The 24475-nt window shown below is 74.1% G+C and carries 21 protein-coding genes; 19 read left to right on the top strand and 2 right to left on the bottom strand.

The window, feature by feature from the left end:
• The first annotated feature begins 10 nt into the window (after window positions 1–10).
• The 19 genes from pyrR (at window position 11) to GA0070620_RS10380 (ending at window position 22418) form a co-directional block, all read left to right on the top strand.
• Complete coding sequence (gene pyrR / locus GA0070620_RS10470; protein WP_091589679.1) at window positions 11–595, top strand: bifunctional pyr operon transcriptional regulator/uracil phosphoribosyltransferase PyrR; 585 nt, start codon at window positions 11–13, stop codon at window positions 593–595.
• Complete coding sequence (locus GA0070620_RS10465) at window positions 592–1518, top strand: aspartate carbamoyltransferase catalytic subunit (protein ID WP_091589678.1); 927 nt, start codon at window positions 592–594, stop codon at window positions 1516–1518. Before pyrR ends, GA0070620_RS10465 begins: the two co-directional genes overlap by 4 nt.
• Window positions 1515–2792 (top strand): dihydroorotase, encoded by a 1278-nt coding sequence (locus GA0070620_RS10460; protein ID WP_091589677.1) that lies wholly within the window; start codon window positions 1515–1517, stop codon window positions 2790–2792. Before GA0070620_RS10465 ends, GA0070620_RS10460 begins: the two co-directional genes overlap by 4 nt.
• On the top strand, window positions 2789–3961 hold the full coding sequence (gene carA / locus GA0070620_RS10455; protein WP_091589676.1) for a glutamine-hydrolyzing carbamoyl-phosphate synthase small subunit: 1173 nt from the start codon (window positions 2789–2791) through the stop codon (window positions 3959–3961). Before GA0070620_RS10460 ends, carA begins: the two co-directional genes overlap by 4 nt.
• Window positions 3954–7355: a carbamoyl-phosphate synthase large subunit gene (gene carB / locus GA0070620_RS10450; protein ID WP_091589675.1), complete on the top strand. Its 3402-nt coding sequence runs from the start codon at window positions 3954–3956 to the stop codon at window positions 7353–7355. Before carA ends, carB begins: the two co-directional genes overlap by 8 nt.
• A 94-nt stretch (window positions 7356–7449) precedes the next feature.
• Window positions 7450–8466, top strand: coding sequence for a quinone-dependent dihydroorotate dehydrogenase (locus tag GA0070620_RS10445; protein WP_091589674.1), 1017 nt, complete (start codon window positions 7450–7452; stop codon window positions 8464–8466).
• Window positions 8467–8522: 56 nt separating this feature from the next.
• On the top strand, window positions 8523–9797 hold the full coding sequence (locus GA0070620_RS10440; protein WP_091589673.1) for an adenosylmethionine--8-amino-7-oxononanoate transaminase: 1275 nt from the start codon (window positions 8523–8525) through the stop codon (window positions 9795–9797).
• A gap of 124 nt (window positions 9798–9921) precedes the next feature.
• Window positions 9922–10758 (top strand): orotidine-5'-phosphate decarboxylase, encoded by an 837-nt coding sequence (gene pyrF, locus GA0070620_RS10435; RefSeq protein ID WP_091589672.1) that lies wholly within the window; start codon window positions 9922–9924, stop codon window positions 10756–10758.
• 178 nt (window positions 10759–10936) lie between these two features.
• Window positions 10937–11254 carry an integration host factor, actinobacterial type gene (gene mihF, locus GA0070620_RS10430; RefSeq protein ID WP_091589671.1) on the top strand — a complete coding sequence of 106 codons (318 nt, stop codon included), beginning with the start codon at window positions 10937–10939 and terminating at the stop codon, window positions 11252–11254.
• A 25-nt stretch (window positions 11255–11279) separates the two neighbouring features.
• Complete coding sequence (locus GA0070620_RS10425; RefSeq protein WP_091589670.1) at window positions 11280–11813, top strand: nucleoside/nucleotide kinase family protein; 534 nt, start codon at window positions 11280–11282, stop codon at window positions 11811–11813.
• 96 nt (window positions 11814–11909) lie between these two features.
• On the top strand, window positions 11910–12176 hold the full coding sequence (gene rpoZ / locus GA0070620_RS10420) for a DNA-directed RNA polymerase subunit omega (RefSeq protein WP_013285517.1): 267 nt from the start codon (window positions 11910–11912) through the stop codon (window positions 12174–12176).
• A gap of 14 nt (window positions 12177–12190) precedes the next feature.
• Complete coding sequence (gene coaBC / locus GA0070620_RS10415) at window positions 12191–13399, top strand: bifunctional phosphopantothenoylcysteine decarboxylase/phosphopantothenate--cysteine ligase CoaBC (RefSeq protein ID WP_091589669.1); 1209 nt, start codon at window positions 12191–12193, stop codon at window positions 13397–13399.
• Window positions 13400–13487: 88 nt separating this feature from the next.
• Window positions 13488–14681, top strand: a complete 1194-nt coding sequence (gene metK, locus GA0070620_RS10410; protein WP_091589668.1) for a methionine adenosyltransferase — start codon at window positions 13488–13490, stop codon at window positions 14679–14681.
• The gene (locus GA0070620_RS10405) at window positions 14678–16651 is read left to right on the top strand and encodes a primosomal protein N' (RefSeq protein ID WP_157741754.1); all 1974 of its coding nucleotides are present in this window, start codon (window positions 14678–14680) and stop codon (window positions 16649–16651) included. Before metK ends, GA0070620_RS10405 begins: the two co-directional genes overlap by 4 nt.
• A gap of 280 nt (window positions 16652–16931) precedes the next feature.
• Window positions 16932–17915, top strand: coding sequence for an AAA family ATPase (locus tag GA0070620_RS10400; RefSeq protein WP_091589666.1), 984 nt, complete (start codon window positions 16932–16934; stop codon window positions 17913–17915).
• Window positions 17916–18038: 123 nt separating this feature from the next.
• Window positions 18039–19307, top strand: coding sequence for a cytochrome P450 (locus GA0070620_RS10395; RefSeq protein WP_091589665.1), 1269 nt, complete (start codon window positions 18039–18041; stop codon window positions 19305–19307).
• 45 nt (window positions 19308–19352) lie between these two features.
• Window positions 19353–19916, top strand: coding sequence for a peptide deformylase (gene def / locus GA0070620_RS10390; protein WP_091589664.1), 564 nt, complete (start codon window positions 19353–19355; stop codon window positions 19914–19916).
• Between the two features lie 7 nt (window positions 19917–19923).
• The gene (gene fmt / locus GA0070620_RS10385) at window positions 19924–20850 is read left to right on the top strand and encodes a methionyl-tRNA formyltransferase (protein ID WP_091589663.1); all 927 of its coding nucleotides are present in this window, start codon (window positions 19924–19926) and stop codon (window positions 20848–20850) included.
• Window positions 20847–22418 carry an RsmB/NOP family class I SAM-dependent RNA methyltransferase gene (locus tag GA0070620_RS10380; RefSeq protein WP_091589662.1) on the top strand — a complete coding sequence of 524 codons (1572 nt, stop codon included), beginning with the start codon at window positions 20847–20849 and terminating at the stop codon, window positions 22416–22418. The genes fmt and GA0070620_RS10380 overlap by 4 nt, the downstream gene beginning before the upstream one ends.
• 60 nt (window positions 22419–22478) lie before the next feature.
• Here GA0070620_RS10380 and GA0070620_RS10375 read toward each other — a convergent pair whose 3' ends face one another.
• Both GA0070620_RS10375 and GA0070620_RS10370 read right to left on the bottom strand, forming a co-directional pair.
• Complete coding sequence (locus GA0070620_RS10375) at window positions 22479–23366, bottom strand: septum formation family protein (RefSeq protein ID WP_091589661.1); 888 nt, start codon at window positions 23364–23366, stop codon at window positions 22479–22481.
• Window positions 23367–23453: 87 nt separating this feature from the next.
• Window positions 23454–24338 carry a septum formation family protein gene (locus GA0070620_RS10370; RefSeq protein WP_091589660.1) on the bottom strand — a complete coding sequence of 295 codons (885 nt, stop codon included), beginning with the start codon at window positions 24336–24338 and terminating at the stop codon, window positions 23454–23456.
• Between the last annotated feature and the right edge of the window lie 137 nt (window positions 24339–24475).

Raw genomic sequence — 24475 nt, 5'->3', positions numbered from 1 at the left:
GAGGTCCGCCGTGGCCTACCCACCGGCTGCCCAGTCGCCGCCCACGCGGCAACCCTCGGTGAAGGTGATCCTCGCCGCTGCCGACGTGCACCGCGTCGTCGACCGCATCGCCCACCAGATCCTCGAGAAGACGCAGGGCGCCGCCGACACGGTCCTGCTCGGCATCCCCACGCGGGGTGTGCCGCTCGCCCGGCGGCTCGCCGACCGGATCAGCACCTTCGAGGACGTCACCGTCCCGGTCGGTGTGCTCGACATCACTCTCTACCGCGACGACCTGCGCCGGCACGCGACCCGCGCGGTCGGGCCGACCCAGCTTCCGGCCAGCGGGATCGACGGCAAGCGGGTCGTCCTCGTCGACGACGTGCTCTTCTCCGGCCGCACCGTCCGGGCCGCGCTGGACGCGCTCAGCGACGTCGGTCGGCCGGCCTCGGTACAGCTCGCCGTCCTGGTCGACCGGGGGCACCGCGAGCTGCCGATCCGCGCCGACTACGTGGGCAAGAACATCCCGACCGCCCGGACCGAGAGCGTGCGGGTGACGCTCGCCGAGGTCGACGGCGCGGACGAGGTCAAGCTGTACGGAGGCGACATCTCGTGATCAGGCACCTGCTCTCCGGTGGTGACGTGGACGCGGCCACCGCCACCCGGATCCTCGACACCGCCGCCGAGATGGCCACGGTCGCCGGCCGTGAGGTCAAGAAGCTGCCCGCCCTGCGGGGCCGGACCGTGGTGAACCTCTTCTACGAGGACTCCACGCGCACCCGGATCTCCTTCGAGGCGGCCGCGAAGCGGCTGAGCGCCGACGTGATCAACTTCTCGGCGAAGGGCTCCAGCGTCACCAAGGGCGAGAGCCTGAAGGACACCGCGCTGACCCTCCAGGCGATGGGCGCCGACGCGGTGGTGGTCCGCCACCCCGCCTCCGGCGCCGCGCACCGGCTCGCCGAGTGGGTGGACGGGTCGGTGGTCAACGCCGGCGACGGCACCCACGAGCACCCCACCCAGGCGCTGCTCGACGCGTACACCATGCGGTCCCGCCTGGGCCGGCTGGCCGGCCTGTCCGTGGCGGTCGTCGGTGACGTCCTGCACAGCCGGGTGGCCCGCTCCAACGTGCTGCTGCTGTCCACCCTCGGCGCCAAGGTCACCCTGGTCGGGCCGCCCACCCTCATCCCGCTCGACATCGCCCAGGCGCTCGCGCCGGGCACCGACGTCTGCTACGACCTCGACGCGGTGCTGCCCGCCTCGGACGTGGTGATGATGCTGCGGGTGCAGCGCGAGCGGATGAACGACTCCTACTTCCCGTCCGCCCGCGAGTACGCGCGCCGTTACGGTCTGGACGGGCCGCGGATGCGCCGGTTGCCGGAGCACGCGATCGTCATGCACCCCGGCCCGATGAACCGGGGCATGGAGATCACGCCCGAGGTGGCCGACTCGCCCCGCTCCACCATCGTCGAACAGGTCGCCAACGGGGTCTCCGTCCGGATGGCCGTCCTCTACCTGCTGCTCGGGGGGAACAACGCATGACCGCGTACCTGGTGAAGGGCGTCAGCGTGCTCGGCGCCGCGCCGACCGACCTGCTGATCCGCGACGGCGTCGTGGCCGAGGTCGGCGCCGACCTGACCGCCCCGGGCGCGACCGTGGTCGACGCCGCCGGGCTGGTCGCGTTGCCCGGACTGGTCGACCTGCACACCCACCTGCGGGAGCCGGGCCGGGAGGACGCCGAGACGGTCGAGTCCGGGTCCCGGGCGGCGGCGCTCGGCGGCTACACGGCGGTGTGCGCGATGGCGAACACCTCCCCGGTGGCCGACACCGCCGGTGTGGTCGAGCAGGTCTGGCGGCTCGGCCGCGAGGCCGGCCTGGTGGACGTGCAGCCGATCGGCGCGGTGACCGTCGGCCTGGCCGGCCAGCACCTCGCCGAGTTGGGTGCGATGGCCGACTCGGCCGCGCGGGTGCGGATCTTCTCCGACGACGGGCACTGCGTCGCCGACCCGAGGCTGATGCGCCGGGCCCTGGAGTACGTGAAGGCGTTCGACGGGATCATCGCCCAGCACGCCGAGGAGCCCCGGCTCACCGAGGGCGCGCAGATGCACGAGGGCGAGGTGTCGACCCGGCTCGGCCTGACCGGCTGGCCGGCGGTTGCCGAGGAGGCGATCATCGCCCGGGACGTGCTGCTCGCCGAACACGTCGGCAGCCGCCTGCACGTGTGCCACGTCTCCACCGCCGGCAGCGTCGAGGTGCTGCGGCAGGCCAAGGCCCGTGGGGTCCGGGTCACCGCCGAGGTGACCCCCCACCACCTGCTGCTGACCGACGTCCGCGCCGAGACGTACGACCCGGTCTACAAGGTCAACCCACCGCTGCGCACCGACGCCGACGTGGCCGCGCTGCGCGCCGCGCTGACCGACGGGGTGATCGACATCATCGCCACCGACCACGCGCCGCACGCGGTGGAGGACAAGGAGTGCGAGTGGGCGTACGCCCGGCCCGGCATGCTCGGGCTGGAGACGGCGCTGTCGATCGCGCTCGACGTGCTCGGCCCGCGCTGGGACCTGATCGCCGAGCGGATGTCCCGCACCCCGGCCCGGATCGCCGGGCTGGACGGGCACGGCGTCGACCCGGCGCCGGGCGCCCCGGCCAACCTGACCCTGGTCGACCCGGCCGCCCGCCGGACGGTCGACCCCGCGGAGCTGGCCAGCCGCAGCCGCAACACCCCGTACGCCGGCATGACGCTGCCGGGTCGCATCGTGGCGACCTTCCTGCGCGGTGAGCCGACGGTGCTCGACGGAAAGGCAACCAAGTGAAGAGGCGTCCAGCGATTCTGGTGCTGGAGGACGGCCGGACGTTCCACGGCGAGGCGTACGGCAGCGTCGGGGAGACCTTCGGCGAGGCGGTCTTCAACACCGGTATGACCGGCTACCAGGAGACCCTGACCGACCCGTCCTACCACCGGCAGGTGGTGGTACAGACCGCGCCGCACATCGGCAACACCGGCGTGAACGGTGAGGACGACGAGTCCGCCCGCATCTGGGTGGCCGGGTACGTGGTGCGCGACCCGGCCCGCATCGGCTCGAACTGGCGGGCCACCGGCGGGCTGGAGGACCGGCTCGCCGCCGAGGGTGTGGTCGGTATCAGCGGCGTGGACACCCGGGCCCTCACCCGGCACCTGCGGGAGCGGGGCGCCATGCGGGTCGGCATCTCCAGCGTGGAGGAGGACCCGCGCGCCCTGCTGGCCCGGGTCCGGCGGGCGCCGGAGATGGTCGGCGCCGACCTCTCCGCCGAGGTGACCACCGCCCAGCCGTACGTGGTGAAGGCCGAGGGGGAGCACCGGTTCACGGTCGCCGCCCTGGACCTGGGCATCAAGCGCAACGTGCCGCGCCGGCTGGCCGCCCGGGGGGTCACCACCCACGTGCTGCCCGCGTCGTCGACCATCGACGACCTGCTCGCGACCGGCGCCGACGCGGTCTTCTTCTCGCCCGGGCCGGGCGACCCGGCCACCGCCGACGGGCCGGTCGGCCTGGCGCGCGAGGTGCTGAGCCGGCGGATCCCGCTGTTCGGCATCTGCTTCGGCAGCCAGATCCTCGGCCGGGCGCTCGGCTTCGGCACCTACAAGCTGGGCTACGGCCACCGCGGCATCAACCAGCCGGTGCTCGACCGGGCCACCGGCAAGGTCGAGGTGACCAGCCACAACCACGGCTTCGCGGTCGAGGTGCCGGGCGCGCGGGCCGGGGCGGTCGTTCCGGACCAGGTGATCGAGACCGAGTTCGGCGGCGTCCAGGTGTCGCACGTCTGCCTCAACGACAACGTGGTCGAGGGGCTGCGGGCGAAGGACGTGCCCGCGTTCACCGTCCAGTACCACCCGGAGGCGGCGGCCGGTCCGCACGACGCGGACTACCTCTTCGACCGTTTCGCCGAGCTGATCGAGGGCCGGGGCCTCGACGTGAATCACAGTGAAGGCGGCAAGAATGCCTAAGCGGACCGATCTGAAGCACATCCTGGTGATCGGCTCCGGGCCGATCGTGATCGGGCAGGCGTGCGAGTTCGACTACTCCGGTACCCAGGCCTGCCGGGTCCTGCGCAGCGAGGGGATCCGGGTCAGCCTGGTCAACTCCAACCCGGCCACGATCATGACGGACCCGGAGTTCGCCGACGCCACGTACGTCGAGCCGATCACCCCGGAGTTCGTCGAGCTGGTCATCGCCAAGGAGCGGCCGGACGCGATCCTGCCGACCCTGGGTGGGCAGACCGCGCTGAACACGGCGGTCGCCCTGCACGAGGCGGGCGTGCTGGAGAAGTACGGCGTGGAGCTGATCGGCGCCAACATCGAGGCGATCAACCGCGGCGAGGACCGCCAGCTGTTCAAGGACATCGTCGCCAAGGCCGGCGTACGCCTCGGCGTGGCGGACCCGGCCGCCCTGGTGCCCCGGTCACGGGTCTGCCACTCGATGGACGAGGTCCGGGAGACCGTCGCCGAGCTGGGCCTGCCGGTGGTGATCCGGCCGTCGTTCACGATGGGCGGTCTCGGTTCGGGCATGGCGCACACCTCGGAGGACCTGGAGCGCATCGCCGGCGCGGGCCTGGCGGCCAGCCCGGTGCACGAGGTCCTCATCGAGGAGAGCGTGCTCGGCTGGAAGGAGTACGAGCTCGAGCTGATGCGCGACCGGCACGACAACGTGGTGGTGGTCTGCTCGATCGAGAACGTCGACCCGATGGGCGTGCACACCGGCGACAGCGTCACCGTCGCCCCCGCGATGACCCTCACCGACCGGGAGTACCAGCGCCTGCGCGACCTCGGCATCGCGGTCCTGCGCGAGGTCGGGGTCGACACCGGTGGCTGCAACATCCAGTTCGCGGTGAACCCGGCCGACGGCCGGATCGTCGTGATCGAGATGAACCCGCGGGTGTCCCGCTCGTCGGCTCTCGCCTCGAAGGCCACTGGCTTCCCGATCGCCAAGATCGCGGCCAAGCTCGCCATCGGCTACACGCTGGACGAGATCCCCAACGACATCACGCTGAAGACCCCGGCGGCCTTCGAGCCGACGCTGGACTACGTGGTCGTCAAGATCCCCCGGTTCGCCTTCGAGAAGTTCCCCGGCGCGGACCCGGAGCTGACCACCACGATGAAGTCGGTCGGCGAGGCGATGAGCCTCGGGCGCAACTTCACCGAGGCGCTGAACAAGGCGATGCGCTCGATGGAGACGAAGGCGGCCGGCTTCTGGACGGTTCCCGACCCGGCGGGCGCGACGAAGGAGAACACCCTCGCCGCGCTGCGCGTCCCGCACGACGGCCGGCTCTACACCGTCGAGCGGGCACTGCGGCTGGGTGCCACCATCGCCGAGGTCACCGACGCGTCCGGCGGGATCGACCCCTGGTTCCTGGACCAGATCGCCAGCCTCGTCGAGCTGCGGGAGGAGATCGTGGCGGCCCCGGTGCTCGACGCGGAGCTGCTGCGCCGGGCCAAGCGCGCCGGCCTGTCCGACCGGCAGCTCGCCGCGCTGCGTCCGGAGCTGGCCGCCGAGGACGGCGTACGGCGCCTGCGCCAGCGGCTGGACATCCGGCCGGTCTACAAGACCGTGGACACCTGCGCGGCCGAGTTCTCCGCCACCACGCCGTACCACTACTCCTCCTACGACAGCGAGACCGAGGTCGTCGGGTCGGCCCGGCCGAAGGTGCTGATCCTCGGCTCCGGCCCGAACCGCATCGGCCAGGGCATCGAGTTCGACTACTCGTGCGTCCACGCCGTCCAGGCGCTGCGGAGCGCGCCCGTCGGCGGCGCGTCCACCGGGGACGCCTCGGCCTCCGGCGGCGACGGCGTCGGGTTCGAGACGGTCATGGTCAACTGCAACCCGGAGACCGTCTCCACCGACTACGACACCGCCGACCGGCTCTACTTCGAGCCGCTCACCTTCGAGGACGTGCTGGAGGTCTGGCACGCCGAGGACTCGTCCGGCAAGGCGGCGGGCGGCCCCGGTGTCATCGGGGTCATCGTGCAGCTCGGCGGGCAGACCCCGCTGGGCCTGGCGCAGCGGCTCAAGGACGCCGGGGTGCCGATCGTCGGCACGTCGCCGGAGTCCATCCACCTCGCCGAGGAGCGGGGCGCGTTCGGCGCGCTGCTGGCCCGCGCCGGTCTGCGCGCCCCGGCGCACGGCCTCGCCACCTCGTACGACGAGGCGAAGGAGATCGCCGAGGAGATCGGCTATCCGGTGTTGGTGCGTCCGTCGTACGTGCTCGGCGGGCGTGGCATGGAGATCGTCTACGACGACCCGACGCTGCGTGACTACATCGGACGGGCCACCGACATCTCCCCGGACCACCCGGTGCTGGTGGACCGGTTCCTCGACGACGCCATCGAGATCGACGTGGACGCGCTCTGCGACGCCGACGGCGAGGTCTACCTCGGCGGCGTGATGGAGCACATCGAGGAGGCGGGCATCCACTCCGGAGACTCGTCCTGCGCGCTGCCGCCGATCACCCTGGCCGGCTCGCACCTGGCCGAGGTCCGCCGGTACACCGAGGCGATCGCCCGGGGCGTCGGGGTGCGCGGCCTGCTCAACGTGCAGTACGCGCTGAAGGACGACGTGCTCTACGTCCTGGAGGCGAACCCGCGCGCGTCGCGGACCGTCCCGTTCGTGTCCAAGGCCACCGCGGTGCCGCTGGCCAAGGCGGCCGCCCGGATCGCGCTCGGCGCCACCATCGCCGAGTTGCGCGCCGAGTGCCTGCTCCCGGCGACCGGGGACGGCGGCAGCATGCCGGCCGACGCCCCGATCGCGGTGAAGGAGGCGGTGCTCCCGTTCAAGCGCTTCCGTACCCGCGCCGGCAAGGGCATCGACTCGCTGCTCGGCCCCGAGATGAAGTCCACCGGTGAGGTGATGGGCATCGACACCGGCTTCGGGCAGGCCTTCGCCAAGTCGCAGGCGGCCGCGTACGGGTCGCTGCCGACCAGCGGGCGCATCTTCGTCTCGGTCGCCAACCGGGACAAGCGCGGGATGATCTTCCCGATCAAGCGCCTGGCCGACCTCGGCTTCGAGATCGTGGCCACGGCCGGCACGGCGGAGGTGCTGCGCCGGCACGGGATCGCCTGCGAGCAGATCCGCAAGCACTACCAGGCGGGCGAGGGTGAGGACGCGGTGTCGATGATCCTCGGCGGCGACGTGGCGCTGGTGGTCAACACCCCGCAGGGTTCGGGCGCGAGCGCCCGCTCCGACGGGTACGAGATCCGCAGCGCGGCGGTCACCGCGGACATCCCGTGCATCACGACGGTGCCCGGCGCGGCCGCCGCGGTCATGGGCATCGAGGCGCGGATCCGCGGCGACATGCGGGTCCGCCCGCTGCAGGAGCTGCACGCCGCCCTGCGAGCCGCCCAGTGACAGCACCCGGCCGTCCTGCGGTGGTCATGAGGCGGTCGCCGGCCGGCACGGCGTGTCGCGGCGACCACGTCCTGGTCGACGGGGTGGGTCGGCCGTGATGTTCGAGCGGCTCCTACGGCCGGCGCTGTTCCGGATCGGGGGCGGCGACGCCGAGGCGGCGCACGAGTGGACACTGCGGCGGCTCGCCGCGGTGTCCCGCTCGGCGCCGGCCCTCGCCGCGCTGCGGGCCCGGTACGCGGTCCGCGCTCCGCGCACGGTCTTCGGCGTCGAGTTCCCCAATCCGGTCGGCCTGGCCGCCGGGATGGACAAGAACGGCGTGGCGCTGCCGGCCTGGCCGGCGCTGGGCTTCGGCTTCGTCGAGGTCGGCACGGTGACCGCGCACGCGCAGCCGGGCAACCCCCGGCCCCGGCTGTTCCGCCTGCGGGACAGCGAGGCGGTGATCAACCGGATGGGCTTCAACAACGCCGGCGCCGAGGCCCTGGCGGCGCGGCTGGCGGCGCTGCCCCGGCCGCTCGGCGTGCCGCTGGGCATCTCGCTCGGCAAGTCCAAGGTGACCCCGTTGGCGGACGCGGTCGAGGACTACCTCGCCTCGTACCGGGCGCTGCGCGACCATGGCGACTACTTCGCGGTGAACGTCTCCTCCCCGAACACCCCGGGTCTGCGGTCGTTGCAGGACCGGGCGCACCTGGACGCCCTGCTGGCCGCCCTGGTGGGCGAGAAGCCGGTGCTCGTGAAGATCGCGCCGGACCTCACCGAGCCGGCGATCGCCGAGCTGCTGGAGGTCTGCCTGGCCCGGGGCGCGGCCGGCGTGATCGCCACCAACACCACCCTCGCCCGCGACGGCCTGGCCGACGTCGACCGGCCCCGCGGCGGCGAGACGGGCGGGCTGTCCGGCCGGCCGCTCACCGGCCGGGCGCGGGAGGTCGTCTCGTTCGTGCACCGGGAGACCGGCGGCCGGCTGCCGGTGGTCGGCGTGGGCGGCATCCTCGACCCCGACGACGCGAGCCGGATGCTCGACGCCGGCGCGAGCCTGGTGCAGCTCTACACCGGCTTCATCTACCGGGGCCCCGCCCTGGTCCGCGCCGCCGCCCGCACGGCCCCCACACCATGACCTCCCCGGGGGTGGGACGGCGGGAGCGGGGGACGAGATGAGAGGGGATGAGCAGGGTGAGGGCTGAGGAGATCCTCGCGGTCGACCGGGAGCGGGTCTGGCACCCGTACGCCCCGCTGCCGGCGGCCAGCCCGCCGTACGTGGTGGAGGGCGCGCAGGGCGTACGGCTGCGGCTCGCCGACGGCCGCGAACTGGTGGACGGGATGTCGTCCTGGTGGGCGGCGATCCACGGCTACCGCCACCCGGTGCTCGACGCGGCGGTGACCGACCAGCTGGGCCGGATGAGTCACGTCATGTTCGGCGGCCTGACCCACGAGCCGGCGGTACGGCTCGCCCAGAGCCTCGTCGACCTCGCCCCGGACGGGCTGGAGCACGTCTTCCTCGCCGACTCCGGGTCGGTGAGCGTCGAGGTGGCGATCAAGATGTGCCTGCAGTACCAGCGGGCCACCGGCCGGCCGGAGCGCCGCCGGCTGGGCACCTGGCGGGGCGGCTACCACGGCGACACGTTCCACCCGATGAGCGTCTGCGACCCGGAGGGGGGCATGCACCACCTCTGGGGCGACGTGCTGCCCCGGCAGGTCTTCGCGCCCGTGCCGCCGGCCGGCTTCGACACCCCGCCGGACCCGGCGTACTGCGCCGCGCTCGCCGACGCCGTCGAGCGGCACGCGCACGAGTTGGCCGCCGTCATCGTGGAGCCGGTCGTGCAGGGCGCCGGCGGGATGCGCTTCCACCACCCCGAGTACCTGCGGGTGCTGCGCGAGGTGACCCGGGCGCACGGCGTGCTGCTCATCTTCGACGAGATCGCCACCGGGTTCGGCCGGACCGGCACGATGTTCGCGGCCGAGCACGCCGGCGTGACCCCGGACGTGATGTGCGTGGGCAAGGCGCTCACCGGCGGCTACCTCACCCTCGCGGCGGCGCTGTGCACCGCCGAGATCGCCCGGGGGATCTCCGCCGACGGCGTGCTGGCGCACGGCCCGACGTTCATGGGCAACCCGCTCGCCTGTGCCGTCGCCAACGCCTCCATCGGCCTCCTGCGGGCCGGTGACTGGGCCGCCGAGGTGGCGAGGGTGGGCGACGGGCTGCGGGCCGGCCTGGCGCCGCTGCGGGGCGCGCCGGGAGTGGTCGACGTGCGGGTGCTGGGCGCGATCGGCGTGGTGCAGGTGGACCACGAGGTGGACCTGCCCGCCGCGACGGCCGCCGCGGTCGCCCAGGGCGTGTGGCTGCGCCCGTTCCGGGACCTGATCTACACGATGCCGCCGTACGTCACCGACGACGCCGACCTGGCCCGGATCGCGTCGGGCGTCGCGGCGGCCGTGAAGGCCGGCTGAGCGGAGGCAGCCACCCGTCGGCGGTGGCAGGAGTGGCACGCCCGGCGGCACCGGCCCGCCGGGCGGTACGCGGTGTGCCCGACGGCGACCCGTCGGCGCGGAGTACGAGGAGAGGACGGATCGGATGGAGAGCTTCGGCGCCCGGTTGCACCGGGCCATGGTCGAGCGGGGACCGCTCTGCGTCGGCATCGACCCCCACCCCGGTCTGCTGGCCCGCTGGGGGCTCACGGACGACGTGGCGGGGCTTGACCGGTTCGCCCGGACCGTCGTGGACGCCCTCGGTGACCGGGTTGCGGTGGTCAAGCCCCAGTCGGCCTTCTTCGAGCGTTTCGGCGCCCGAGGTGTCGCGATTCTTGAGTCAACTATCCGACAGTTGCGAGATGCCGGCTCGCTCGTTTTGCTCGACGCGAAGCGCGGCGACATCGGCTCGACGGTCCAGGCGTACGCCTCGGCGTACCTCGATCCATCCAGCCCGCTGTATGCCGACGCGGTCACCGCGAGCCCCTACCTGGGAGTAGGTTCGCTCGCCCCGATGTTCGAGCTGGCCCACGAGCACGGCGGTGGGGTCTTCGTGTTGGCGCTCACCTCGAACCCCGAGGGGGCCGCCGTGCAGCATGCCCGCACGCCGGACGGGCGGACCGTCGCGCAGACCGTGATCGACGAGATTTCCCAGCTCAACGCGGGTGCGGAGCCCCTCGGCAGCTTCGGTCTGGTGGTCGGGGCGACCGTCGGCGATACCGGTCACGACCTGTCGAAGGTGGGGGGTCCGCTGCTCGCTCCGGGGCTCGGGGCGCAGGGTGCGACGGCCGCCGATCTGCGTACGGTCTTCGGTTCCAGCCTCTCCTCGGTGCTGCCCTCGTACTCCCGCGAGGTGCTCGGCGCGGGGCCCGACGTGGCCGCCCTGCGGGCCGCCGCGGACCGGGTGCTGGCGGACTGCCGGGCTGTTCTGCCAGCCCGCTGACTGACTGATCGCTCGATCACTTTGCGATGATCATGGCGCGCCCACGTTGCCGAAAGCTCCGTTGACCGCTAGTTTTCCCCGCGCTGGGAACCACGGACCCCTTGGTTCACAGCGACACCACGTTTCACAGATGCGGCGGTGCGACCCGCCCGTCGCGATAGGGACCTGAGGAGAACTGGTGCCGCTCCCGTCACTGACCCCCGAGCAGCGCGCTGCCGCGCTGGAGAAGGCCGCGGAGATCCGCAAGGCCCGTGCCGAGCTGAAGGAGCAGCTCAAGCAGGGCAAGACCACCCTTTCAGCCGTCCTCGAGCGCGCCGAGTCCGACGACGTCGTGGGCAAGCTGAAGGTGTCGGCCGTCCTGCAGGCGATGCCGGGCATCGGCAAGATCCGGGCCACCCAGATCATGGAGAAGCTCAAGATCGCTGACAGCCGTCGTCTGCGTGGCCTCGGCGAGCAGCAGCGCAAGGCACTGCTTGGAGAGTTCGCCGCCAACTGAGCGTGGCAGCGTGTAGAAACAAGCAGTGAGCACGGATGGTGAGGCGCGCCCGGCGGCACGGCTCACTGTCCTGGCCGGCCCCTCGGGGTCCGGCCGGGAGAGTGTCGTCGAGCTCGTCCGGGCGCGTTCTCCCGCCGTGTGGCGGCCGGTGCCGGTGACGACCCGGCCCCGTCGCCACGACGAGGTCGACGGCGTCGACCGCGTCTTCGTCACGCCGGCCGAGTTCGACCGGCTGGTCGACGCGGGCGCGTTCCTGGAGTGGTCCCGGACGGGGCCGCACCGGCGGGGCACGCCCTACGAGCCGCTGCGCTCCCGGCTCGCCGTCGGGCAGCCCGCCGTGCTCGCCCTCGACATCCCGGGCGCCCTGGCCGTCCGCGAGCGCCTCTCCGGTGTCCGGCTGGTGCTGCTCTGCCCGCCGGGCCATCGCCCGGCCCCCGCCGTCGCCGCGGCCTTCGAACTCGCCCTCACGCACGACCTGACCGATCGGGTCGCCGATGAGCTGGTAGGCTTGTTCGGTTCTTCTTATCCGACTCCGGCCCGACCGCGGGTGCTCGGTTAGGAGTCGGTTCGGCCCGAGAGCGGCCGCGGTCGCGACGCGCCGTGGCCGACAGTCAGCACCGCGTCCGCGCGGATCGACAGACGCAGAGGTTATTTCGTGGGATCCATCGCCACCAACCCCGAAGGCATCACCAACCCGCCGATCGACGAGCTCCTCGAGAAGACGACGTCGAAGTACGCGCTGGTCATCTTCGCGGCCAAGCGCGCCCGCCAGGTCAACGCCTACTACAGCCAGCTCGGTGAGGGCCTGCTGGAGTACGTCGGCCCGCTGGTCGAGACCACCCCGCAGGAGAAGCCGCTCTCGATCGCCATGCGCGAGATCAACGCCGGCCTGCTCACCGCCGAGCCGACCGACCAGCCGTAACACAGCGCGCCGCGATGTCCGCCGGGATCGTCCTCGGGGTCGGTGGCGGCATCGCCGCCTACAAGGCGTGCGAGCTGCTGCGGCTCTTCACCGAGTCGGGCCACCGGGTCCGGGTCGTGCCGACCGCGTCGGCGCTCCGCTTCGTGGGGGCGCCGACCTGGGCGGCGCTCTCCGGTCAGCCGGTCGCCGACGACGTGTGGTCCGACGTGCACGAGGTGCCGCACGTCCGGCTCGGTCAGCAGGCCGACCTCGTGGTCGTCGCGCCGGCGACCGCCGACCTGCTCGCGAAGGCCGCGCACGGTCTCGCCGACGACCTGCTCACCAACACCCTGCTCACCGCCCGGTGCCCGGTGCTGCTGGCCCCGGCCATGCACACCGAGATGTGGGAGCACCCGGCCACCGTGGCCAACGTCGCCACCCTGCGGGCCCGCGGCGTCCGGGTCGTCGAGCCCGCCGTGGGCCGGCTCACCGGCGTCGACACCGGCAAGGGTCGGCTGCCCGAGCCGGCGGAGATCTTCGCGGTGGCCCGGCGGATCCTCGCCCGCGGCGTCGAGGCCCCCGCCGACCTGGCCGGTCGCCGGGTGGTGGTGACGGCCGGGGGCACCCGGGAGCCGCTGGACCCGGTGCGCTTCCTCGGCAACCGCTCGTCCGGCAAGCAGGGCTACGCGTTCGCCCGCGCCGCGGCCGCCCGCGGCGCCCGCGTCACGCTCGTCGCGGCCAACGTCACCCTTCCCGACCCGGCCGGCGTCGACCTCGTCCGGGTCGGCACCACCGAGGAGCTGCGGGAGGCGACGCTCAAGGCCGCCGTCGACGCCGACGCCGTGGTGATGGCGGCGGCTCCGGCCGATTTCCGCCCGGCTGTCTACGCGCCTGGCAAAATCAAGAAGGCGGACGACGGCACCGCGCCGACCATCGAGCTCGTCACCAACCCGGACATCGCGGCGGAGCTCGGCCGACGCCGTCGCCCCGAGCAGGTGCTGGTGGTGTTCGCCGCCGAGACGGGTGACGCCGAGGCCAACGGCCGGGCCAAGCTCGCCCGGAAGCGCGCCGACCTCATCGTCATCAACGAGGTGGGGGAGGACAAGGTCTTCGGCGCCGAGACCAACGCGGCGACCGTCATCGGCGCGGACGGCTCGGTCAGCCGGATGCCCGAACAGTCCAAGGAGGACCTCGCCGACGGTGTCTGGGATCTGGTGGTGACCCGGCTGGCCGGTCACTCCTGAGAGTGGGAAAGCCTCTGACCAACTCCGCCGGACCCCTTGGCGGTGACTAGACTGCCGCGAACGACTTTTCACACGCTTTAGGAGTGCCGTGACACGCCGCCTCTTCACGTCCGAATCGGTCACGGAAGGCCACCCGGACAAGATCGCCGACCAGATCAGCGACGGTATCCTCGACGCGCTGCTCGCCGAGGACCCCAGCAGCCGGGTCGCGGTGGAAACCATGATCACCACGGGCCAGGTGCACATCGCCGGCGAGGTGACCACCAAGGCGTACGCGGACATCCCCACCATCGTCCGCAGGACCATCCTCGACATCGGCTACGACTCGTCCAAGAAGGGCTTCGACGGCGCGTCCTGTGGCGTGAGCGTCTCCATCGGCGCCCAGTCGGAGGACATCGCGCAGGGCGTCGACAACGCGTTCGAGCTGCGCACCGGCGCGTCGGAGAGCGCGCTGGACGCGCAGGGCGCCGGTGACCAGGGCATGATGTTCGGCTTCGCGTGTACCGAGACGCCCGAGCTGATGCCGCTGCCGATCGCCCTCGCGCACCGGCTGGCCCGGCGGCTCGCCGCCGTCCGCAAGGACGGCACCGTGCCCTACCTGCGGCCGGACGGTAAGACCCAGGTCACCATCGAGTACGAGGGCCTGCGCCCGGTCCGGCTCAACACGGTGGTGGTCTCCAGCCAGCACGCGGCCGACATCTCGCTCGACTCGCTGCTCACCCCGGACGTGCGTGACCACGTCATCGCACCCGAGCTGGAGAGCCTCGGCCTCGACACCGACGGCTACCGGCTGCTGGTCAACCCGACGGGCCGGTTCGAGATCGGCGGCCCGATGGGCGACGCCGGCCTGACCGGGCGCAAGATCATCGTCGACACCTACGGCGGCTACGCCCGCCACGGTGGCGGCGCCTTCTCCGGCAAGGACCCGTCGAAGGTGGACCGCTCGGCCGCGTACGCGATGCGGTGGGTCGCCAAGAACGTGGTCGCGGCGGGGCTGGCAGAGCGCTGCGAGGTGCAGGTCGCCTACGCGATCGGCAAGGCCAAGCCGGTCAGCCTCTTCATCGAGACGTTCGGCACCGAGACCGTGCCGGTCCCCGCGATCGAGCAGGCCGTCACCGAGGTCTTCGACCTGCGCCCGGCCGCGATCATCCGGGACCTCAACCTGCTCCGCCCGATCTACCAGCAGACCGCGGCGTACGGCCACTTCGGCCGGGAACTGCCCGACCTCACCTGGGAGAGCACCGACCGGGCCGCCGACCTCAAGTCGGCCGCGGGAGCCTGACCGGCACCACGCGCAGCGACCGGCGACCCGCGGACGGGTCGCCGGTCGCTCGTGTCTGCGTGGATCTCCCACTGGCCCACCTCGACCGCCCCTTCGACTACCTCGTCCCGGCCGCGCTGGACGAGGCGGCGGTGCCCGGCACCCGGGTCAAGGTCCGCTTCGCCGGCCAGCTCGTCGACGGGTGGCTGCTGGAGCGCACCGACGACTCCGGGCACACCGGCCGGCTCGCGTACCTGGAGAAGGTGGTCTCCCCGGAGCCGGTGCTGGCGCCGGAGGTTGCCCGGCTGGCCCGGGCGGTCGCCGACCGGTACGCCGGCAGCCTCGCCGACGTGCTCCGGCTCGCCGTGCCGCCCCGGCACGCCCGGGTCGAGAAGGAGCCGCACGAGCCCCCGCCTCCCGGTGAGCCGCCGGCCGCGCCGGACCCGGCGGGCTGGCGGGACTACCCGGCCGGCCCGGCCTACCTGCGGGCCCTCACCGATTGGCGGGCACCCCGCGCGGTCTGGTCCGCGCTGCCCGGCGAGGACTGGGCGGCCCGGTACGCCGAGGCGGTCGCCGCGACCGTGGCCGGCGGGCGGGGCGCCCTGGTGGTGGTCGCCGACAACCGGGACCTGGACCGGCTGGACGCCGCCGTCGCCGCCGCGCTCGGCCCGGGACGACACGTGTGCCTCTCCGCGGCGCTCGGCCCGGCCCGACGCTACCGCGCCTTCCTCGCCGCCCGCCGCGGCGACGTGCCGGTGGTCATCGGCACCCGGGCCGCGATGTTCGCCCCGGTCGGGCGGCTCGGTCTGGTGGCGATCTGGGACGACGGGGACGACCTGCACGCCGAGCCCCGGGCCCCGTACCCGCACGCGCGGGAGGTGCTGCTCACCCGCGCCCAGCTCGCCGAGGCCGGTGCCCTGGTCGGCGGGTACGCCCGCACCGCCGAGGCGCAGCTGCTGCTGGAGACGGGCTGGGCGCGGGAGGTGACGGCCGACCGGGCCACCCTGCGGGCGCGTACGCCGGCCATCGCGCCGACCGGGGACGACCCGCAGCTGGCCCGTGACCCGGCGGCGGCGACGGCGCGGCTGCCCAGCCTGGCATGGACGGCGGCGCGCGACGCCCTCCGGGCGGACCTGCCCGTGCTGGTGCAGGTGCCCCGGCGCGGCTACCTGCCGGCGGTGTCCTGCGCCGACTGCCGCACCCCGGCGCGCTGCCCCACCTGCGCCGGCCCGCTGGCCCTGCCGTCGGCGACCGGGGCACCGGCGTGCCGCTGGTGCGGCCGGGTCGCCGCCGCGTACGCCTGCCCCGAGTGCGGCGGGCGGCGCCTGCGGGCCGCCGTCACCGGTGCCCGGCGCACCGCCGAGGAGTTGGGCCGCGCCTTCCCCGGCGTGCCCGTCCGCACCTCCGGTCGGGAGGAGGTGTTGACCGGCGTGCCCGGCGGAGCCGGTCTGGCGATCGCCACCCCGGGCGCCGAGCCGCCGGCCGAGGGCGGCTACGGCGCCGTCCTGCTGCTCGACTCGTGGGCCCTGCTGACCCGCGCCGACCTCCGGGCCGGGGAGGAGGCGCTGCGTCGGTGGCTCGCCGCCGCCGCGCTCGCCCGACCCGCCGGGGCCGGCGGCCGGGTGGTGGTGGTCGCCGACGGCGCCCTCGCGCCGGTGCAGGCGCTACTGCGCTGGGACGCCGGCTGGTTCGCGGCCCGGGAGCTGGCCGAGCGCCGCGAGCTGGGCTTCCCGCCGGCGGTACGGATGGCGAGCGTGACCGGCCTGCCGGTGGCGGTGGCCGACCTGCTCGCCGAGGCACGGCTGCCGGACGGGGCCGAGGTGCTGGGGCCGGTCCCCGCCGACGGCGAGCGGGAACGGATGCTGGTCCGAGTGCCGCGTGCCCGGGCGGCGGCGCTGGCGGGGGCCCTGCACGCGGCGGCCGGCGCCCGCAGCGCCCGCAAGGCCGCCGACCCGGTCCGCCTCCAGGTGGACCCTCTGACCCTGTTCTGACGGGGCCGCCGCGCCCCCGCCATCCGCGATCTTGCGGTTGTCGCCCCGTCGTCCGCCGTCTTTCGGGCATATCGCGGCCGCGAAGTGCACGATCGCGGGGCGGGCGCAAGGGTGGCGGGTGGCCTGTGACGGACGCCGCGTGCGGCGGTGGGCGTCACGGAGGGTGGTAGCATCGCCCGTCATGCCCGGACGCACGGACGGCGCGACCACGGCACAAACCGCGTCGGCCGGACGCCACATCGACGATGCCCAACAGCCGGTAACCAGGGGTGGACCAGTCGTGACCGTTCGTCAATCGATCGTCTTCAACGGCGACCTCGGCAGCGGCAAGAGCACCGTGTCGGTGGAGATCGCCAAGCGGCTGGGCCTGCGCCGGGTCAGCGTCGGTGACCTCTACCGGCAGATGGCGCAGGAGCGGCAGATGACCGCGCTGCAGCTCAACCTGCACGCCGAACTCGACCAGGCCGTCGACGGCTACGTCGACCAACTCCAGCGCGACATCGCCGCCTCCGGTGAGAGCCTCGTCATGGACTCCCGGCTGGCCTGGCACTTCTTCACCGACGCGCTCAAGGTGCACATGATCACCGAGCCGGGCGAGGCGGCCCGCCGGGTGCTGGCCCGTCCGTCCGGGCCGGCGGAGAGCTACACCTCGTTGGAGGAGGCGAAGGCCAAGCTCCGGGAGCGCAGCGAGAGCGAGCGGAACCGGTTCCTGGTCCGCTACAAGGTCGACAAGGCGCGGCTGCGCAACTACGACCTGGTCTGCGACACCACCCGGGCCACCGCCGACGAGGTGATCGAGCACATCGTCGCCGCGTACGAGGGCGACCTCGGTGCCGACGTGCTGCGGGACAGCCCGCCGCTGCTGCTGCTCGACCCGGGCCGGATCTACCCGACCGAGGACATCACCACGCTGCGTGGTCTCTGGGACTCGGAGTTCGTGGACGGCGTGGCCGGAGCCGGTGACGAGGCGCTGGAGCCGCTGCGGATCGGCTACACCGGTGAGCACTTCTTCGTCGTCGACGGCCACCGCCGGCTCAGCGCCGCCCTCCAGAGCGGCTTCCGCCTGGTCCCGGCGCAGCTGGTCGCCGAGGTCGACGAGCCGGTGGTCGGCGGGATGAGCGCCGTCGAGTACTTCGCCGCCCAGGTCCGCCCCGGCACGGTCTACGACTGGGAGGCCGCCCACGGCATCGAGCTGCCGATGCCCGAGCACGCCCTGCTCGGCGGCGACGCGGTGCTGGCCGGCGACCCGGGCCACCCCGCCTGAGCCGACCGGAAGGGCCGGAGCCGGGCCCCGCTGCCCGAGCCGACCAGGCCCGCCGCCGGGATCGCCGGGCGAGGATATCGGGGGCATGATGAAGGCCCTCGATCCCGCACCGGGAGGCCCGCGATGGACGCCGCCGACGCCCTCACCCTGCTCATGTCGCCGCAGGGCCGGATCGACCCCTACCCGACGTACGAGCGGCTGCGCGCACACGGGCCGGTGGTCGAGGCGGGCCCGGTGTTCTACGTGGTCACCGGCTACGCCGAGGCCGACGAGCTGCTGCGGGACCCGCGGCTCGGGGTGATGGACGCCGCGATCCGCGACGGCCTGTGGCCGGGGTGGCGGGACAGCCCGGCGGTCACCTCGATCTCCCGCTCGATGCTGCGGACGAACCCGCCCGACCACAGCCGGATGCGGCGGCTCGCCGCCGGGGCGTTCAGCCCCCGCCGGATCGCCGGGATGCGGGGCGTGGTGGCCGCGCAGGCCGAGGAGCTGGTCGACGCGATGGTCGAGCGGGGTCGCCGGGGCGAGCCGGTGGACTTCCTGGCCGACTTCGCGTACCCGTTGCCGGTCGGGGTCATCTGCGCGCTGCTCGGCGTGCCGCCGGAGGACCGGCCGCTGTTCCGCCGCTGGGCGGCCGACCTCACCGGTGTCCTGGAGCCCGAGATCACCCCCGACGAGCTGGCCGTCGCCGACCGGGGCGCGGCCGAGCTGCGCGGCTACTTCACCGATCTGGTGCGGGCGCGGCGGCGGGCGCCGGCCGACGACCTGACGAGCGCGCTGGTGCAGGTGCACGACGCCGACGGTGAGCGGCTCTCCGGCGACGAACTGCTGGCCAACCTCGTGGTGCTGCTCGTCGCCGGGTTCGAGACCACCACCAACCTGCTCGGCAACGGCCTCGTCGTGCTGCTGGAGCACCCCCGCGCGGCGGACGCGCTGCGCGGCCACCCCGACCTCGCCCCCGCGTACGTCGAGGAGCTGCTCCGCTACGACTCGCCGGTGCAGCTGACCACCCGGATGACGACGGAGCCGGTGCGGTGCGGCGGGCTCGACCTGCCGGCGGGCAGTTGGGCCCTGCTGCTGCTCGGCGCGGCCAACCGGGATCCGCGCCGCTACCCGGAGCCGGCCCGGTTCGACCCGTGGCGGGCCCAGGCGCATCCGCTGTCGTTCGGGGCCGGGCCGCACTACTGCCTCGGCGCCGGCCTGGCCCGGCTGGAGGCCCAGGTGGCGTTCCCGCTGCTGCTGCGCCGCCTGCCGGAGCTGGCCCTCGCCGGCCGGCCGCGGCGGCGCACCCGGCTCACCCTGCGTGGCTACGACACCCTGCCGGTGACGCTGGGCACACCCGCGCTGGTCGATCGAGGTACGCCGGCCGGGGCCCGGCCCGGCACTCCGTAGACTGGTACGGCCCCGATCGTCCCACCCCAGAAGGAGCCGTCCCGCGTGACCGTCCAGCCCATCCGTCTGTTCGGGGATCCGGTGCTGCGCACGCCGGCCGATCCGGTCGTCGATTTCGACGCCGAGCTGCGCCGGCTCATCGCCGACCTGACCGACACCATGCGTGAGCAGAACGGCGCCGGCCTGGCCGCGCCGCAGCTCGGGGTGGGCCTGCGCGTGTTCACCTTCGACGTCGACGACGTCCTCGGCCACCTGGTCAACCCGGTGTTGGAGTTCCCCGACGAGGAGGAGCAGGACGGCCCGGAGGGCTGCCTGTCCATCCCCGGCCTGTACTTCGACACCAAGCGCCGGCAGAACGTCATCGCCAAGGGCTTCAACGGCTACGGCGACCCGTTGCAGATCGTCGGCACCGGCCTGATGGCCCGCTGCGTGCAGCACGAGACCGACCACCTCGACGGGGTGCTCTTCCTCGACCGGCTCGACCCGGCCGGTCGCAAGGAGGCGATGAAGGCGATCCGTCAGGCGGAGTGGTACGACCCGGCGGCCCCGCCGGTCGTCAAGCTCAACCCGCACGCCGGTGCCGACAGCCCCTTCGGCCTGGGTCGGTGAGCGGCCGGTGCGTGTGATCTTCGCCGGCACGCCGGCCGTAGCCGTTCCCGCCCTCGCCGCCGTCGCCGACTCCGGGCACGACCTGGTCGCCGTCGTCACCCGTCCCGACGCGCCCGCCGGCCGGGGCCGCGGCCTGTCCCGCTCCCCGGTGGGGGAGTGGGCCGACGCACACGGTGTCGAGGTGCTCACCCCGGCCCGCCCGCGCGAGCCGGAGTTCCTCGACCGGCTGCGTGAGCTGGCACCGGACTGCGTGCCGGTGGTCGCGTACGGGGCGCTGGTGCCGCCGGCCGCCCTGGAGATCCCCCGGCACGGCTGGGTGAACCTGCACTTCTCGCTGCTGCCGGCCTGGCGCGGCGCGGCACCCGTTCAGCACGCCGTGCTGCACGGCGACGAGCTGACCGGGGCCAGCGTCTTCCAGTTGGAGGAGGGCCTGGACACCGGGCCCGTCTACGGCACGCTGACCGACGAGATCCGGCCCACCGACACGTCCGGTGACCTGCTGGAGCGGCTCGCCCACTCCGGCGCCGGCCTGCTGGTCGCGGTGCTCGACGCGATCGCGGACGGCACGGCGCGGGCCGAGCCGCAACCCGCCGACGGGGTGTCGCTCGCGCCGAAGCTGACGGTCGAGGACGCCCGGGTGCGGTGGACCGACCCGGCCTTCGCCGTGGACCGGCGGATCCGCGCCTGCACGCCGGCGCCCGGCCCGTGGACGACGTTCCGGGACGAGCGCGTCAAGCTGGGCCCGGTGACCCCGGTCGCCGACGGCCCCGAACTCAAGCCGGGTGAGCTGCTGGTGGAGAAGTCCCGGGTGCTCGCGGGCACCGCCACCGGCCCGGTGCGGCTGGGCGAGGTGCGCGCCGCCGGCAAGCGGGCGATGTCGGCGACCGACTGGGCGCGCGGCGCCCGCGTCGCGGCGGGCGAGGCCCTCGCGTGACCGGGCCGGAGCGCGACGACCGGCCCACCCGCGTCGGGGACTCCGACGCGCGCACGCCACGCGCCGCCCGCGACGACCGGCGTGGTGCGCCGCGGGACAGCCGACGCGACGACCGGTCCGCCGGTGGCCGCGGTGGCGACCGCCCGTTCGGCGGGTCGCGGGGCGCTGCCCGGGGCGGGCCGGACCGGCGCACCGGCCGGGCCGTCCGGCCGGGGGTGGACCGGCCGCGGTGGGTGGCGTACGAGGCGATCGCCGCGGTCAACCGGGACGACGCGTTCGCCAACCTCGTCCTCCCGGCCATGATTCGCGACGAGGGCCTGTTCGGGCGGGACGCGGCCTTCGCCACCGAGCTGACGTACGGCACCCTGCGGCACCTCGGCACGCTGGACGCGATCCTCACCTCCGCCGCCGGCCGGGACGTGGAGCGGATCGACCCGCCGGTACGCGACGCGCTGCGCCTCGGCGCGTACCAGATCCTGCACACGCGGGTCCCTCCGCACGCGGCGGTCTCCTCGACCGTCGACCTGGTCCGCGCGGTCGGCCCCGGCGCGACCGGTTTCGCCAACGCGGTGCTGCGGGAGGTCGCCGGCCAGGACGCGGACGCCTGGGTGGCGAAGCTGGCGCCGAGCATGGAGAGCGACCCGATCGGGCACCTCGCGCTGACCTACAGCCACCCGCAGTGGGTGGTGCGGGCGTTCGCCGAGGCGCTCGGCGGCGACCTGGGTGAGACCACCCGGCTGCTCATCGAGGACAACGAGCGTCCGCCGGTGCACCTGTGTGCCCGGCCGGGTCTCGCCGACCCGGTGGAGCTGGCCGACGAGGTGGGCGGTGCCCCCGGAGCCTTCTCGCCGTACGCCGTCTACCTGTCCGGCGGCGCGCCGGGTGACCTGGCCGCGGTGGCCGAGGGTCGGGCGCACGTCCAGGACGAGGGCTCCCAGTTGGTGGCGGCCGCGCTGGCGGCGGCTCCGCTGGACGGTCCGGACGGGCGCTGGTTGGACCTGTGCGCCGGTCCCGGCGGCAAGTCCGGGCTGCTCGGCGCGCTCGTCGCCGAGCGCGGGGGCCGGCTGACGGCGGTGGAGGTCGCCGAGCACCGGGCCCGGCTGGTCGCCCAGGCGACCCGGAACCTGCCGGTCACCGTGCTGCACGCGGACGGCCGCGACGTGGGGCGGGAGCCGAAGCTGCCGGAGGAGCACTTCGACCGGGTGCTGGTCGACGCGCCGTGCACCGGGCTGGGTTCGCTGCGCCGCCGGCCCGAGTCGCGCTGGCGCCGCCAGCCGTCGGACCTGCCCGCACTCACCCGGCTGCAGCGTGAACTGCTCGGGTCGGCGCTGCGGGCGGTACGCCCCGGCGGGGTCGTCGCCTATGTCACCTGCTCGCCGCACGTCGTGGAGACGCACGTGACGGTGACCGAGGCGGCCCGCCGTTCCGGGGTGCCGGTCGACTTCGTCGACGCGCGGCCACTGATGCCGGCCGGTATGCCGGGGCTGGGTGACGGGCCGACGGTGCAGCTGTGGCCGCACCGGCACGGCACCGACGCGATGTTCCTGGCCGTCCTGCGCCGCACCTGAGGCCGCGATCTCCCCGGTAGGGCCGGTCCGTGCGGGCCGGCCCTTCGGCGTGTATGCGGGTCAGGTGACCGGGAGGCCCTTGCTGCCGGCGCCCTTCATCGAGCGGGTGAGGTTGCGGTCGCTGACCCACAAGAAGCACTGGACGCCGCGGTTGCCGTTGCGCCACTCCTGCTCGAACGGGTGGTAGAAGATCGTTCCCGCCCGGTACTGGAGGTTGCCGTCGTTCGGCACCTTGGCGTAGCCGGCGAGGAGCTTGCGGCACGCCTTGTGGGTGTCCAGGGTCGCGCGGGTGAACGCGGCGAAGCTGATGTCCGGTGCCTGGTAGACGCCGACGAACTCGGCGTGGTGCCGCGCGGTGCAGGAGGCCGGCACCATCTCCTTGATGGCGTCCTTCTCCAGTGTCGGGTTGAAGCACCGGTGGGCGAGCGGGGCGTCGCCCTTCAGCGCGCCGCGCAGGCTGCCGGTGCGGGGGTTGACGACGCCGTCGTCGAGCCCGCGCACCTCGCCGGCGTCGCAGCGGAACCAGCGGGCACCGCCGGTCCACGCGGCCGGCGACGGGAACACCACGTCGACGGCGAGCCGGCCGGTCCGCCACTCGCCGCCCACCGCCTTGTTGGCCTCCCGGTCACACTCGGCCCGGGCGGCGCGGATCCCCGCGGAGCCGACGGTCGGGGGAGCGGGCTGCGCGGCGGCGGCGCCGGAGAGGGTGCCCACGTGCAACGTCTCCACGCGGTGCGACTCGGCGCAGTCGACCGGGTCGTAGCCGGTGAGGTAGCCGACGTCCTGCACGGCGAGGTGGCAGACGCCGGCCGCGGGGACGAAGGTCTTAGCCGCCACGGGCGCCGGCCAGTCGTCGGTGAGGTCCGCGTCGAGGCCCGCCGGCGCGCACGCGCCGAGACCCAGCACGGCCGTGGCACCCACGACGACCGCCGTCCACCACCGTCGCATTCGCCGACCTCCCCGCCGCGCGTGGTCACCCTCACCGGCGATCGTCGACCGGTTGCGCCACGGCGCAGCAGCATACGGCACCGGCGCTCAGATCGCGGGTAGTCCCTGCGGGCCCACCCCGCGCATGGACCGGGTGAGCTTCCGGTCGTCGCTCCACAGGAAACAGCGCACGCCCCGGTCGCCCTCCTCCCACTCCCGCTGGGACGGTGGGTAGTAGATCGAGCCGGCCCGGTACGGCAGTTCGCTGTTGTTGGGCACCGCCGCGAAGGCGGCGATGAGCGCCATGCAGCGCTGGTGCGCCCGGTCGGGTGCGGCGGTGAACTCCGCCCAGGAGATGTCCCGCTCGTCGTACACGCCCACGAACTCGGCTCGGTGCGGCTCGCTGCACAGCACCGGCGCCATGTAGTTCAGGTTCTCGCCGATGAGTTTCGGGTCGAAGCAGCGGTGGATGAGCGGCGAGTCCCCGATCATCGCACCGCGCAGGCTGCCGGTGCGGTTGACCGGCCGGGTGTTGTCGATGCTGTCGGTCTCGCTCAGGTCGCAGCGGAACCAGCGGGCTCCACCGGCCCAGCCCGCCGCTGACGGCAGCGCGATGTTCAGGGTCAGCCGGGCCGCGTGCCAGTCGCCGCCGAGCACCTCCCGGGCCCGCTGGTCGCACTCGGACCGCGCGCTGCGCAGGGTCGGCGACCCCGGCTCCGGGCGCGGCGCGCCGGCCAGCCCCGCGAACGTGCCGACGTGGATGGCCTCCGCCAGGTGGTTGCGGGCGCAGTCCACCGTGTCGTACGTGCTGGCCTGCACGATCGCGGTGATCCGGGGGAGGCAGGTGTCGGTGGCCGGGACGAACATCTGCGGGGGCGGCATAGCGCGCCAGTCGTCGACGAGGTCGCCGTCCGCGCCGTGCGAACGCTGGCAGCCGGCCAGCAGGACCGTCACCGCGCCGGCCAGCGCCAGCGCCCCGAGCCACCGTCGCATCGTCCGCCCTTCCCGGGTTGCCGGTGACCGCTCCCCGCCGCCGGCGGGCCGCCGCGTCACCATCCCTGTTGGAGTGTCGTCGGGTTGCCGTCGTTCGGCCAGTCGCCGATGGCGCCTCGTCCCGGATCGCCCGGTCG

It is taken from the genome of Micromonospora krabiensis, assembly GCF_900091425.1.
Lineage (GTDB): Bacteria > Actinomycetota > Actinomycetes > Mycobacteriales > Micromonosporaceae > Micromonospora > Micromonospora krabiensis.
The sequence above is the reverse complement of the archived record's forward strand: the minus strand, read 5'-3'. Positions and strand labels throughout refer to the sequence as shown.